The organism is Streptomyces sp. NPDC045470, from assembly GCF_040646595.1.
Taxonomy (GTDB): Bacteria; Actinomycetota; Actinomycetes; order Streptomycetales; family Streptomycetaceae; genus Streptomyces.
In genome coordinates this window covers 176,659-190,727 of record NZ_JBEZAN010000014.1, presented here as the reverse complement: position 1 = coordinate 190,727, position 14,069 = coordinate 176,659, and the positions used below count along the sequence as shown (strand labels likewise).

General features: G+C 70.6%; 6 protein-coding genes. 1 reads left to right on the top strand and 5 read right to left on the bottom strand.

Annotation, left to right across the window (positions count from 1 at the left end; all coding sequences use genetic code 11):
• Together AB0A97_RS30655 and AB0A97_RS30650 are read right to left on the bottom strand one after the other, a co-directional pair.
• A partial coding sequence (locus AB0A97_RS30655; RefSeq protein WP_361155825.1) for a LamG-like jellyroll fold domain-containing protein occupies positions 1–1,905 on the bottom strand: 1,905 nt, incomplete at its 3' end.
• 1,435 nt (positions 1,906–3,340) lie between these two features.
• Complete coding sequence (locus AB0A97_RS30650; RefSeq protein WP_361155823.1) at positions 3,341–3,568, bottom strand: hypothetical protein; 228 nt, start codon at positions 3,566–3,568, stop codon at positions 3,341–3,343.
• A 60-nt stretch (positions 3,569–3,628) separates the two neighbouring features.
• Between AB0A97_RS30650 and AB0A97_RS30645 the strand changes: the two genes are divergently transcribed.
• Entirely contained in the window at positions 3,629–4,678 is a 1,050-nt protein-coding gene (locus tag AB0A97_RS30645; RefSeq protein ID WP_361155822.1) for an AAA domain-containing protein, read from the top strand.
• Between the two features lie 267 nt (positions 4,679–4,945).
• Here AB0A97_RS30645 and AB0A97_RS30640 read toward each other — a convergent pair whose 3' ends face one another.
• The 3 genes from AB0A97_RS30640 to AB0A97_RS30630 form a co-directional block, all read right to left on the bottom strand.
• Complete coding sequence (locus AB0A97_RS30640) at positions 4,946–6,268, bottom strand: TRAM domain-containing protein (protein WP_361155821.1); 1,323 nt, start codon at positions 6,266–6,268, stop codon at positions 4,946–4,948.
• A gap of 286 nt (positions 6,269–6,554) precedes the next feature.
• The gene (locus tag AB0A97_RS30635; RefSeq protein WP_361155820.1) at positions 6,555–8,606 is read right to left on the bottom strand and encodes an APC family permease; all 2,052 of its coding nucleotides are present in this window, start codon (positions 8,604–8,606) and stop codon (positions 6,555–6,557) included.
• Positions 8,607–8,849: 243 nt separating this feature from the next.
• Complete coding sequence (locus AB0A97_RS30630) at positions 8,850–13,760, bottom strand: DNA repair ATPase (protein ID WP_361155910.1); 4,911 nt, start codon at positions 13,758–13,760, stop codon at positions 8,850–8,852.
• Positions 13,761–14,069: the final 309 nt, after the last annotated feature.

Here is a 14,069-nt window from a genome sequence, read left to right as displayed (position 1 = left end):
ACCCAACTCCGCACCGCCACCCAACTCCGCGACAAACTCCCCCGGAACACCCCCCGACACACGCCCCGAACCAACACCCTCATCCAAAGAGAAGGAAGCGAGCTCCTTGAGGTATGTGGGCATATCGCCGCGGGACATGGCCGCCACATCGGCCTCGGCCACCGGCGACTGCACCGCGTGCACGCCATCGATCAGACCGTGCGCGTTCTCCTGCCAGGCCCCCTTGTAGAAGAGCCGGCCCAACTGGAGTCCGCCCTTGGCCCGCCACGGTGTCGTGAACTTCACCGACTCCTGGAGCTTGCCGTTCACAAACAGCGACAGCGTCTGGGTGTCCGCATCGTACGAACCCGCCAGATGCGTCCACTCACCCGCCTTCGCCACATCCTTGCTCATCGCACGGACAATCTTCGTATCATCCGCATCAGAAGCGTGACGATTGAAGACCCACTTGTCGTAGTGCTGCGAGTAGTAGATCTGGAATCCGCTGGCGTGGTCACCTGCCTGTGACAGAAACGTGTAGTTCTTGTTCTTGTTGTCCAGCTTGACCCACGCCGACACCGAGAACGACTTCGTCGTATCCACCACCGGGCCAGCCGTCGCCGCAAACCCCGACGTCCCGTTCAGACGCAGCGCGGAACCGAACTTCCCGGCGGCACCCAACTCGGCACCGCCACCCAACTCCGCGACGACCCCACTGGAAGCGCCTCCCGACACATGCCGCGAACCAGCTCCCTCATCTAGGCTGAACCGGTCCTTGCGGCTGGAGACACCTGCGTCGAGCCATTCGGTGATGTTGTCGGTGCGAGCCGCGGTCGCGGTCTGGCTCTCGCCGGGCTGACCCAGGCAGCCTGCGTGGTCGGCGCGGCTCTGCACTGCCGTGATGCGACCGCTGCCATCGACGATCGGGCCACCGGCGTCGCCCTTGCACATCCGGCCGCCGGTCAGCTCCACCTCGGCGTCGGTGGCCTTGGCCTGAGTCGTCTTGCTTGCGTGGGGGCCACGGGGCACCCAGACGGTGTCGGAGCGGCCGTACCCGGCGGCCTCCAGCGCAGCCCCGTCAGCGGGAGCACTACTGGTGAGCGTGGCGGGGGTGATGTCGGTGACCGGGGTGGCCAATCGGGCCAGCACGACATCGCGATCGCCGCGCGGCACCAGGTAGTTGACCTTCACCGGAGCCTTACCGGCGAAAGCCGCCGTGACGCTGTCCTTCGGCGCCCCTTCGCCCAGAGCCGGCATCGCGGCGGATCCACCGAGGCAGCTGGCTGCAGTGAGAATCCAACTGCTGTCGACCAGGGCCGCGCTGCAGTTCCGTCCGTCCTTGTGTCCCGGCTGGTTCACCGTGACACGGGCCAGCCACGGGCGTACGGAATCACCGGACAGGACCGGGCCGGGCTTCCCCTGGCCAACGCTGAGTTCCAGCAGGGTGGCGGAGAGTTTGGGATCGAGTCCTTCACCGACGGACTTCCACTTGCCGGGCTCCAGGTCGACCTTCTCGACCTTCGAGCCATTGGTCCGGGGGTCTTCGGTGCGGACAGTCGCCACGACATCGCCGTCATCGGCCTTGGCGAGGTAGGCCCGCTCGATCTCCATGGACAGATATCCCGTGGCTCCGGAGACAGCAAAGCACACGTCTCCGCTGGTACGGCTGTTGATACGCACCAGACTGCCGTCAGTCTTGCAGTCAGCCAGCGTGATATTGCCGTCGCCCGATACCAGCTTCAGGCCCTTCTCGGCCAGCAGCTTGTCCCGGTCAGGGTATGCAAAATCCTCCACGAGCGAACCCGGGCCCTCCACAGGCGCTGCCTGCGCCGTTGCGGCCATCGGCCCGCCGATCCAGGCAGCCATCGCAACCGACGCTGCCAGCGTCACGGTTACCGGCCGGCCAAAGGTGTCACGCCATCTCATACACGAACTCCCAACGGTCAGACATGCCCGCACCACAATGGTTTCGAGCATGCTGAGGCTGGGCTCACGTCACGGCGAACTCATGCCGATCCCCCCTGCCACGGCCCCCAATGCCATCGGCGCGCACCGAACATATATTCCCCTGGGTAATGGAGTGTCAAGTTTTTCTAAAGGTCGCCCCAAGGTGATCTTCGGGCCGACGCGGGCCCGGCCGCCCACCGAGGCACTCCATCCGGCGGAGGGGTAAGGCTCGTACGGGTGGGCGACGTCGAGCATCGCCTGACGAGCGCCGTCGCCCGCGGGGTCGTCGCAATGAGCGTCATCAGAACGTGCTCGACTCGGCGAACCGAGGAGGCTTCTCGCGGGGCGTCGTAGCTACGGAGCGCCCAACTCGAAGCCAGAGTCAGGTAATCGCTCGCCAGCTCGGGCGGGCTCCCCGCCGAGCACCACAGCAACACGCCCCGGAATTCGAGAAGAAACCCCGCCTGACTCCCGCACACACTCCCGACCGAACTGCATGGGTCAGCCCATCGGAGAACCTACCGCCGACGACGGCTACGTCGTCGAGGCTCTCAACGCCGGTAGCAGAGTCGCCGGTTGAGCTGAAATGAAGCCTCTCCTAGACGTCAACATTTAGCTGACACCCCGTCAGGTTTTACGTCGAGCGCGTGTCGTTCTTACGTCACGATCCCGCCCGTAACACCACACCACACACGACGTGCACGCGCATCTCCTCGAATCAGACGCCCTTACCCGCCCGCTCCAAGATCACCACGCTCTCCACATGGCGCGCGACCGGAAAGTCTCCAACCGGGAGGGGTTCAAGAGAACTTCAGGTCCGAAGCTGTTGTGCCTCCGTATGAGCCAATCAGGCGGGCTTTGTGCGTCATACGTGCGTCACCGTCGGCAGCGCAGTTCGCGCGGCCAGGCCGGCCGCGACGCGGGCGACGCGGGACGACAAGTGCCGACACGAAGCCCTCCACGACGGCGCCACACGAGAGGCTCCGTATCCGTTCACAGCGGAAGGTCGTCCGGCAACCCGCGGAACGCCTTGAAGCGGCCCAGCGGACGCCCCTCCCCCGCAAGTCGCAGCCGTCAGGGTGAGCACGGCGTCAGTGTCGTAGTCCGCCGCGAGTGCCACTTCCACCATGTCTGCGGATTGAGGTCCGGGGCGCGGTAGCGGGTGTACCGACTGCGCGGCACCCATGCGGGCCTCCCCGCTCTGGGGGACGATGACGCGGTCCCGCCGGTCGACGACCGCACTGACCGTCGCGTCGCGGCCGAGCTCACGGATGGCCACGTGGTCCAGCTCGGCGAGGAGCAGCGGAGACATCACAAGGAGCCCTGCGGCCAGGATCGCCTCGCTCGTCGCTCGGTGCTCCGGGCGCACGGATCGAGCGCAGCGAGAAGCCGGACGTATCCAGAATGACGATGCTCACGCGACGGTTCCGGCGTCGGACTCATGGTGTACGGCACCGGTGACGGAGTCCTGCGCCTCGTGCTTGCCGAGGGCGCGGCCGGAGCCCTCGCAGGCGCGCGAGAAGAGCAGCTCGTCCCAGACCCGGTTGGCCGTGACCGCGAGCCGTCCATCCCGTCCGTGCCGTCTCTGCTGTTCCGGGCCCGCCGAGCACTGATCATCGGCGACGCCATACAGCTCGAACACATTCCGGGCATCTCCCTCCAGCAGGAACACCCGGACACAGTCCGCGCAGGCTGACTCGACGTGACGGGTGGGGTGTCGGCGCGCGGCCCACACGAGACGTCCCGGTGCAACGAGGCCGAAGCGGTCGCGGCCCGCGGTTCCGTGACCGATCTCCTCGCCGGCCTTCCCGCAGAGGCCGAGATCGGGGCGGTGACGCCTTTCCGGGCCCACAAGGAGGTCCTGGAGCGGATGCTGTCGCGCGAGCGGGTGCGGGTCGGCACCGTGCACGCTTTCCAGGGCGGGCAGCGGCACGTAATGATGCTGAGCCCCGTGGTGACGGACAACTCACCGCAGGAGGCCACGCACCGGATCGCGAGCCAGGTCAATCTCTGGAACGCCGCCATCGCAGGCCCGCCGCCGCGCCTTCGCCGACCCCGTTCAGCGCCCCACCGACACCCACATCCGTCTCCGACAAGACCCCTCCCCCGCCGACTGGAAGACCGCCCGTGCCGAACTCCCCGACTCTCTCACCCTCCCCACCGTCGGCCCTCGCGCCGTCCGCGGCCTGAAGTTCTCGACCGCTCTGCCGCCCCGCACAGCCACCGCAACGCTTGCCGAACGCCTCGCCGATCTCGACGGGGCGCTCATCACCGCGCAGGGAGCGGTGCGGGTGGAATGGGGCCTCGGAAGGTGACTCCGGTCGGTGGGGCAGTCCCGCGCGCCTTATCCCGTACGGGCCTCTGGCCAAGATCACATCAGGGAGAAACGCAGACGGTGACGGGGTCAGCTGGAGCTGCCGATGAAAGGAAGCTGCCGACAGCCCTCGTCATCGCACGTCAGTACATGCACCGGAGTCCGGGACCCGCGACTCGCTCGTCGGACTCTCTTTCCGGTACAAGCAGCAGCCGAGGAAGGATGAATCACTCCTCCGCCGCTCCGCCCGTCCGCCGAGACCGCTGCCCCCACGCAGACCGCTCACCATGTGCGCCTCGTACGAATCGAGACCCGGCGGACAACAGGTCGACGTCCGTCCGACAGACCCCAGTCAGGCCGGGCGGACTCAACTGCTCCCCGCACGGACGAACCGCTTCCGCAACGCCACGCCCCTCCGCCAGCCTCCGTCGCCCCTGAAACCTCCACCACGGCAACCGCTCAGGGATCACCGAAGAGCACGTCCCGAGCACCGGGCGACAACGTCGGCCGCAGTCGACATCCGCGAACCCGACACACCGCACGGTCCCGAACGAGGAGAACCGCGCCAGCTCTCCTCGTCCCTCCGGTCAATCGCCTCCAGGCACCCTTGACGCCCCATTCAGGACGCGCGTCGGGCGTGCGTCGGGACGCCTGGAACAGAAGTCCGAAACCTCGCTCGCGAATCGCATAACCCCACGCCGGAGGCTATTTTCCAGCCCGCTCCAAAATCACCACACACTCCACATGCTGCGTAACCGGAAACAGATCAAACGCCCGCATCCTCCGCGCCACATACCCCTCCCCCGCGAAGTACTTCAGATCGCGGGCCAGTGCCGCCGGGTCGCACGCCACGTACGCGATGCGTCGGGCGCTCAGGGAAGCGAGATGGGCGACCGTCTGCCGACCCGCACCCGCGCGCGGCGGGTCGAGGACGATCAGGTCCACGTCCGAGATTCCGGTGCGCGGGAGGATCTGCTCGACCTTGCCGTGTTCGATGCGGACGCGGTCGAGGTCCTGGAGGTTGTGGCGGGCGTCTTCCACCGCGCGCTTGCTGGATTCGATGCCGAGGACGGCGCCCTTTTCGCCTACGCGGTCGGCGAGGGCGCCGGCGAAGAGGCCGACGCCGCAGTAGAGGTCGAGGGCCATGTCGCCCTTCTTCGGCATCAGGCCCTGCATGACGGCTTCGACCAGGAGGTCGGCGGCCTTGGGGTGGACCTGCCAGAAGCCGCTGTTGCCGACGCGCCAGGTGCGGTCGGCGGCGCGTTCGCGGACGAAGGGGCGGCCGTGGACGCGGTGGATGCCGCCGTCCTTCTCGTGGACGCGGAGGACCGAGACGGGCTTGTCGAGTTCGACGATGGGGAGGCGGCCGCCGGGGCGGGGGGTCAGGACGACCTGGCGGTCGTTGGAGCCGGTGGCGGCGATGGCCTCGACGGTGGCGATCTGGGGCCAGTCGCGCTTCTCGATGCCGAGTTCCGAGACGCCGGGGGCGGCGATCAGGCAGTGGTCGACGGGCTGGATGTCGTGCGAGCGGTGCTTGCGGAGGCCCACGCGACCCTCGGCGTCGATGGCGTACTGGACGCGGGTGCGCCAGGCCGGGACCTCGCCCTTGGGGACCTTGTCGCCGGGGGCCGGTTCGACGGTGCCGTCCCAGCGGGCCTCCTCGGGGGTGAGGCCGGCCAGGCGGGAGAGCTGCTCGGTGATCACTTCGGCCTTCAGGCGGCGCTGGGCGCCGGGGGCGGCGTGCTGCCAGTCGCAGCCGCCGCACTTGCCGGGGCCGGAGAAGGGGCAGGGGGCTTCGACGCGGTCCTTGGACGGGGTGAGGATCTCGACGGCGTCGGTGCGGAGGAAGCGGGCGCCTTCCTCGCCGTCGGTGACGCGGGCGATGACGCGTTCGCCGGGGAGGGCGTGCCGGACGAAGAGGACCTGGCCTTCGTCCGTACGGGCGATGCAGTGGCCGCCGTGCGCGACGGGGCCGACCTCGACCTCGTACTCCTCGCCTACCAGCGACTTCTTGGGTTCTGTCTGCATGGTGGGGGAGCTCCTGGAGAGGTGGGGCGAGAGTCAGGGGGCGCCGCTCACCGTGGTGCGGTGGGCCGGACGCCGACCGACAAGTCTACGGGGCGAGGTGCCGGGACCCGAACCCACCGGACGGGGTGAGATGCGGGGACCCGAACCCACCGGACGGTGCGAGGTGCCGGGACCCGAACCCACCGGACGGTGCGAGGGACCGGAACCCGAACCCACCGGACGACACGGGCCCGGACCCACCACATGGCAGGTCCGGGCCCGAAGGAACAGAGGAGCAACGGCGTCCCTACTTGCGCGTGGCCGCCTTCTCCTTCTTCGGCTGGGCCACCGGGCCCCGGCGTACCGCCCCCGGCGCGTTCCATTCGGCGCGCTTGCGGGCGCGGCGCTTGGCGGCTTCGGAGGAGTCGAGCTGCCAGGGGACGGAGGTGACCATGACGCCGGGCGTGAAGAGCAGGCGGCCCTTCAGGCGCAGGGCGCTCTGGTTGTGGAGGAGGTGTTCGTACCAGTGGCCGACGACGTACTCCGGGATGTAGACGGAGACGGCGTCGCGCGGGCTCTCCCGGCGCAGGGACTTGACGTAGTCGATGATCGGGCGGGTGATCTCGCGGTAGGGGGAGGCGAGGACCTTCAGGGGGACGTCGATGTTGCGGCGTTCCCACTCCGTCTTGAGGGCCTTGGTCTCGGCGGGGTCGACGTCGACGCTGACCGCCTCCAGGGTGCCGGAGCGCATCAGCTTGGCGTAGCTCAGGGCGCGCAGGGTGGGCTTGTGGACCTTGGAGACGAGGACGACGGAGTGCACACGGGAAGGCCGTACCGCCTCGTCGCCGGGGGCGTCCTCGGCGGCGATCTCCTCGGCGACCCGGTCGTAGTGGCGGCGGATGGCGGTCATGGTGACGTAGAAGATGACCATGCCGAGGACGGCGACCCAGGCGCCGTGGCTGAACTTCGTCAGCAGGACGACGACGAGCACCAGGCCGGTGAGGGTGGCGCCGAAGGCGTTGATCGCCCGGGAGCGGTGCATCCGGCGGCGCTTGGCCGGGTCCTTCTCGGTCCGCAGGTGGCGGTTCCAGTGGCGGACCATGCCGACCTGGCTGAGCGTGAAGGAGACGAAGACGCCGACGATGTAGAGCTGGATCAGGCGGGTGGAGTCCGCGCCGTAGATGTAGACGAGGACGATGGCCGCGCCGGCGAGCAGCACGATGCCGTTGGAGAAGGCCAGCCGGTCGCCGCGGGTGTGCAGCTGGCGCGGCAGGTAGCGGTCCTGCGCGAGGATCGAGCCGAGCAGCGGGAAGCCGTTGTACGCGGTGTTCGCGGCGAGGAAGAGGACCAGGGCGGTGGCGGCGGCGAGTACGACGAAGAAGAACGTGCCGTCACCGAAGACCGCGGCGGCGACCTGGGAGATGACCGGGTTCTGGGTGTAGCCGGAGCCGACCGGGACGCCGTTGTGCAGGAGATCCTTGGCCGGGGTCTCCGCCATCTTCACGTCGGTGGCCATGGCCAGGCCGATGATGCCGCAGAACATGGTGACGGCCAGGCCGCCCATGAGGGCCAGGGTGGTGGCGGCGTTCTTCGACTTGGGCTTGCGGAAGGCGGGGACGCCGTTGGAGATCGCCTCGACGCCGGTGAGCGCGGCGCAGCCGGAGGAGAACGCGCGCAGCAGGAGGAAGACGAGGGCGAAGCCGGCCAGGCCGCCCTGTTCGGCGTGGATGGTGAAGTCGGCGGTGGGCGCCTTCATGGTGTCGCCCATGATCGCGCCGCGCACCACACCCCAAATGATCATGATGAAGACGCCGGCGACGAAGATGTACGTCGGAATCGCGAAGAGTTTGCCGGACTCCTTGACGCCGCGCAGGTTCATCACCGTCAGCAGCGCGATCATGACGATGGCGCAGAGCGTTTTGTGCTCGGTCACGAAGGGGATCGCCGAGCCGAGGTTTTCCACTCCGGAGGAGATGGAGACGGCGACGGTCAGCACATAGTCGACCAGCAGGGCGCTGGCGACGGTGAGCCCGGCCTTGGGTCCGAGGTTGGTGTTGGCGACCTCGTAGTCGCCGCCGCCGCTCGGATAGGCGTGCACATTCTGCCGGTAGGACGCCACGACCGTGAACATCAGCACCACGACCGCGACCGCGATCCACGGGCTGAAGTGGTACGCCGACACACCCGCGACGGACAGGACGAGCAGCACCTCGCCCGGGGCATAGGCCACGGAGGAGAGCGGGTCGGAGGCGAACACGGGGAGCGCGATGCGCTTGGGGAGCAGGGTCTCGCCGAGCTTGTCGCTGCGCAATGCGCGCCCGATAAGGATCCGTTTGGGCACGTCGGTCAGTTTGGACACGCAGAGGATGCTAAGCCTTCGTCAAGGTGGTCGCCCACCCGCCACCCGTGCGGGCGGCGGCGATGGGTCCGTATGCCGGGACCGTATTCCACGGCCGCGGCGGCCACCAGCGCTTTCATCGTCCCTGCACAACGCGGACCGACGCTCTGCGCCCCCTTCTTCTTCTCTACGACTTCTTAACGCCACGGCTTTTCCATGACTTCGTAAAGGCCGCCGTCCGGCGCCTCGGATTTCTACGCTTTCTTAACGGCCGGGAAGCGTCAGGGGCCGGGCCTGCGACGCGGCCCCGGCGCCTTCCCGGCCCTCCCGCGATCTCCACATCTCTTTCACCTCCGCCCAGCGCCGCGCCTGCTCGGAGGTGAGGCGGCCGCGCAGTTCGGCCAGCTTCAGGAGATTGGCCTCGGCACCGGTGGTGAGGGTCTGGGCCTCGCCCCGGTAGTGATCGTCGATGAGCGACGCCAGCTCCGTGTCGTTCATCACGGGGACCAGGCGCGCCGCCATCTTGCCGGTGTTGCGGTACGAGCCCTGGAGGAGGAACGGCGGCTCGGTGCGGGTGGCGTCCGCCTGCGCGGCGGAGGTGATGTAGGCACGGTTGACGGTCAGCGCCACCTCGCGGACCTGGAGCAGGCCGCGCAGTACGGAGACGATCTCGCGCAGTTCGGCCGTGCCGTAGGGGTGGGCGAGCCGGTCGGCGCGTACGGAGTCGTCGCCCTCGGCCATCCGGACCAGCAGCCCGAGGTCGGCGCGGTCGCGGGCGGCGAGCGGGGCGAGGACCGGGTTGGCCGGCAGCGCGTTCTCGATGTGGGAGTGGGCGAAGAGCTCTTCCTTGCCGCTCAGGACGTCGCCGAGGTTCCAGACGTCGGCGCGGTTGGCGAGCATGTCCGGCAGCCGGAAGCGCCGACCCGACTCGGTGTACGGGTTGCCCGCCATGCACACCGCGAAGCGCTTGCCGCGCAGGTCGTACGTACGGGCCTCGCCGTCCCGGACGCCGTCCATCCGCCGCTGGGCGTCGCACAGCGGGATGAACTTCTGGAGGAGTTCCGGCGAGGTGTGCTGGATGTCGTCGAGGTAGAGGAGAACGTTGCTGCCCGCCTCCAGTGCGAAGGAGATCTTCTCGACCTCGCGGCGGGCGGCGGCGTCGGGGGCCGCGGCGGGGTCGAGGGAGGTGGTGCGGTGTCCGAGGGCCGGGCCGTCCACCTTCACCAGGAGGAGGCCGAGGCGGGCCGCCACGTACTCCATGAGCGTCGTCTTGCCGTACCCCGGCGGCGACAGCAGCAGGAGCAGGCCCTGGCTGTCGGTGCGGCGCCGCTCCCCCGCCGCGCCCAGCTGTTTGGCGAAGTTGTCGCCGATCAGCGGCAGGTAGACCTCGTCGATGAGGCGGTTGCGGACGAAGCCGGACATGACCTGGGGGCGGTACGTGTCCAGGCGGAGCCGGTCGCGTTCGGCGGTGAGGAGTTCGGTGCGGCGCCGGGTGTAGGCGCGGTGCGCCGGTACGCGGGTGCGGCGGAACGTTTCGGTCCGGGCGAGCAGCTCGTCCAGCCGTACCGGGAGGGTGCCGCCGGCGGCGATCAGCGGATGGCTGCCGAGCAGGCCGCGCACGGCGTCGCCGGTGGGCGCGGTCAGCTCCCTGCGGTCCAGGGCCGGGCCGCAGACCTCGATCGCGACGGCTTCGGGCAGCGCGTCCGCGGCGGCGCCGCGCGCCTCGGCGTACGCGCCGAGCCAGCCGGTGACGAGCTGGAGGCGGGCGGCCAGGTCGCCGTCGAGAGCGCGCAGGTCCTCGGCGAGTTCCTTGACGGCTGGTGCGTCGGGGCCGCCGAGGGCGTCCTGGAATCCGGCCAGCAGGTCGCGTGCGGCGGCGCTGGTGGCGAAGCGGGGGCGGCCGGCGGTGGCTGATTCGGCCAGTTCGGCCAGGAGGTAGTCGCCGAGGGGGGACGACGGATCAGCCGCCTCCCCGGCCGACACTTCCCAGGCCGTTTGCTCCCCCGCCTCCCTCAGGAACCTGTACGCCGCCCCGCCCAGCTCGGCGGAGAGCGCCCTCCACCCCGGAGGTGTTCCGAACACCGACCGGGCGCGCGCGAGGGAGCAGGCGCGGGTGGTCCACAGCGCGCGGGCGCGGTCGTCGGTGCCGTACGCCCAGAAGAGCTGGGCGGCGGCGCGCAGGTGCGGCGGGTAGCGGAGCGGACCGGCGGCGGTGTGCAGGCGCAGGAGCACGGCGAGGATCGCGGCGGCGTCGTGGTCGTGGACGCCCCGGTCGTACCCCTCGTCGTAGCGGGTCTCGGCCACCTGGCGGACGAGCGGGAGGAGCGTGTCGGTGGCGGCTGCCTCCCGGAGCGCGGCGAGGTCCGGAACCGGCGCGTCGGCATCCCGTGGGCCCGCGCCTTCCTCCGCCCCCGCCAGGATCAGCCCCGCCAGGTGCTCCGCCCGGTAGACCTCCGGTGATTCGGAGACCAGCGGCTGGTCCCAGAAGGCGCGGTGGGCCAGCAGCCGCGCGTCGTGGACGGGTGCGCGGTAGTCGGTGCCGGTGACGGCGTACGCGAGACGGTCGCCGTGCGGGACCAGGGTGAGGTCGACGGGCTGGGTGTTGACGGCGAAGCGGTGGCGGCCGAACCGGATGGTGCCGCTGGTGTCGTACAGGTCGGTGCGGTCGCGCAGGGCCCGGGCCGCTTCCTGGCGGGCGGCGCGCAGGCGCCCGTCGAGTTCGTCGGCGCGGACGCCGTCGCCGAGGTCGCGCAGTTCGCCGGTGATGGTGTGGATCTTCGTGACGAGCGGGTCGGCGGCGAAGAAGGCGTTGATCTCGTCGGAGGTGGTGAGGGTGGCGGCCCGGCGGACGACGGTGGCGAGGACGCGTCCGGCGGATCCGGCGAGCCGGTCGGTGTGCCGGGCACGTGCGTCGAGCTGGGCCTGTTTGCGTGCGGAGAACGCCTCGTGGATCTCCTCGCGCTGGGCGGCGATCCGCTCCAGGTGGGCGTCGGACGTGCCGAAGCGCGCTTCGAGGTTCTCCAGTTGCAGGAGGAGGCGGCCGAGTTCGTCGTCGCACTCCTCGGGGGTGCCGGCCGCGGCCAGTGCCCCCGAGACGGCCTGCCCGAGCAGCGCGAACCGGGCCGCGAACTCCTCGCGCCCTTCGGCTTCGAGCAGGTCGCGGCGCCGGGCGTCCAGGGTGGCGCGGGCACGGTTGACGGCGCCGAGCACCTCGCCCGCGCGGGTCAGGACGGCGGTCCGTACGGTCGTGTCCGCGAGGTCGAGGGTGCCGACGACCTCGGTGACGACGCGCAGTCCTTCGGCCTGTTCGTCGATGCGTGCGGCGAGCGGTTCGGCGTCGGCGGCGGTGGCCACCGCCGCGGCTTCCTCGGTCAGGGCCTCGACGGCGCGGTGGGTGGCGGTGAAGGCGTCCGCGCCGCTGAGGAAGGCGATGGCCCGGCGGCCGGCGGCGGCCAGGCCGTCGGTGACGCCCGCGGAGAGTTCCGCGAGGCGGTCCAGGTCGATGTGGCGGGTTTCCCGCAGGGTCTCCAGGCGGCCCTGGGCGTGGCGGAGAGCGGTGAGGTTGCGGACCCAGGCTTCGGCGGTCGTGGGCTGCTCGCCGCGGATCCGCCGGACCAGTGCGGCGGTGCCGTCCGCGGCCTCCTCCAGGGCGGCGGCGGCCCGGCGGCGCAGTTCGGTGACGCGGGCGAACTCCTCGACGACCTGGAGGGCGGCGGCCCGTACGGCTTCCAGGGGCTCGCCGAGCGCACCGAGTCCGGCCTCGTCCAGCCAGTGATGACGGTCCGCGACCCGGGCGGCCGCGGCGGCGATGGCCTCGAACACCGGGCCCGCGGGGGCCATGTCGGTGGCCATCCGGGCGACCGACAGCGCGTCGGACACGCCGCGTACCAGTTCGGCGTTGCCGATCCGGGCCAGCGGGCCGCCGTCGCCGGCCGGCTGGGCCGCGGCGTGCGCGTCGGAGGTGAAGGGGGTGCGCCAGATCTGGACGGGGTGGACGCGGCCGGGCTCGCGGGAGCCGCGCAGTACGGCCAGGGTGCCGTCGCCGAGGAGCGCGTGGCCGTACGCGGTCAGCGGGGTGGCGGCCTCCTCGCGGACGACGTTGTACGGGAGGAGCAGGGTGCGGCCTTCGGCGCGGTCGTGGAACGCGTAGAGGACGTCCTCGCCGTTCGGGGAGCGGTGTTCACGGTCGAAGGCGAGACCGGTGGTGTCGGTGTCGAAGGTTCTGGCGGTGCCGGTGGTGAGGTAGTGACCGCCGGGGAAGACGATGCCCTGGTCCTCGGGCAGCGCGCGGCACGCCTGTCCGATCGCGTCGATCCGGCGCACGTCGTGGGTGCGGGTGTTGAAGACCAGGTACCGGTCGGCGGTCTCCTTGTACGGGCGGACGCGCAGCAGGACCAGCGGTCCGACCCGGGCGTGCGCGACCTCGGCGTCGGCGAGGGACTGCAGGGGCTCGTCCACCGGCTCGGAGTAAAGACCGTCGTCCGTCTCCGTGTCCGGCTCGGTCTTCAGGGTGAGCGAGCCGCCGGCGGTCGAGAGGAAGACCTCGCCCTGGACGGACAGTTGCGGGTAGCGGCCGCTCACCTGGTCCTCGCGGGTGGCGGGGGTCCACGTGAAGTCGTGGGAGGGCGGGGCGGTGTGGTCGCGTTCGCCCTTGGCGTCCAGGTAGACGGGCGTGCCGTGCTCCGCCGTTCCGCCGGACGCGGTGATCTTCCAGCGCAGTACGCGGATGTCGTCGAGCCGCTCGCCGGTACGGAAGACGGCGAGCAGCAGGGCGCCGGTGCGGTACAGCCGCAGCAGCCGGGCCTGGCGGTAGTAGCGGTACAGCTCCTCGAAGTCCCGCTGGAAGCGCGGGTCGTCGAGGAGGCCGGGCACGGCGTCGGGGTCCGCCGGTTCGAGGCGTACGGCGTCGCCGGTGGTGTGCAGGCGGTGCAGGGCGAAGACGTCCGCGACGGTGGTCGCGGGCGCGCCGGGCTCCGGACGGCCGTTGCGGCCGGTCAGCAGCAGGCCGCCGACCTGCGCGGCGTCCCGGATCACACAGGCGTCGGCGGTGCGCAGGCCGTCGGTGCCGAGCAGGGCGAGTTCCGTGCCGCCGAAGGTTTCGACGCGGCGGGCGTTGAGGGTACGGGCCCGCTCGGCGAGGTCGGCGGCGGCGCCCGCGAGGCGGTCGCGCAGCAGCTCGTACGTGCCGTCCGCGAGGTCGGTGCCGGGGGCGGGGTCCGCGCCGGAGACGGGGCCAGTGCCGGAGGGAGTGGTGGACCGGGACGACGCGTCCTCGGGGCCGGGGCCGGGGCCCTGTCCGTCCTGTCCGTCGCGGGTGCCTGTCTCCGTCACGAGGTCGTCCTGCACGCGATGCGTCTCCTGTCCCTGCACGCGGGCCGTCTCCCGGCCCGCACGGCCCCGCGCCCGCCTGCGCGCGCTTGCCGGCCATCGGCTGTCACGTTTTCGTCGATGGCTGCGTACGGGGTCCGCCCGTACGCAGCCGAC

What these genes read in the sequence shown, in the direction of transcription:
- AB0A97_RS30640 (WP_361155821.1), bottom strand. Translation starts at nt 6,268, where the DNA reads ATGCAGACAGAACCCAAGAAGTCGCTGGTAGGCGAGGAGTACGAGGTC.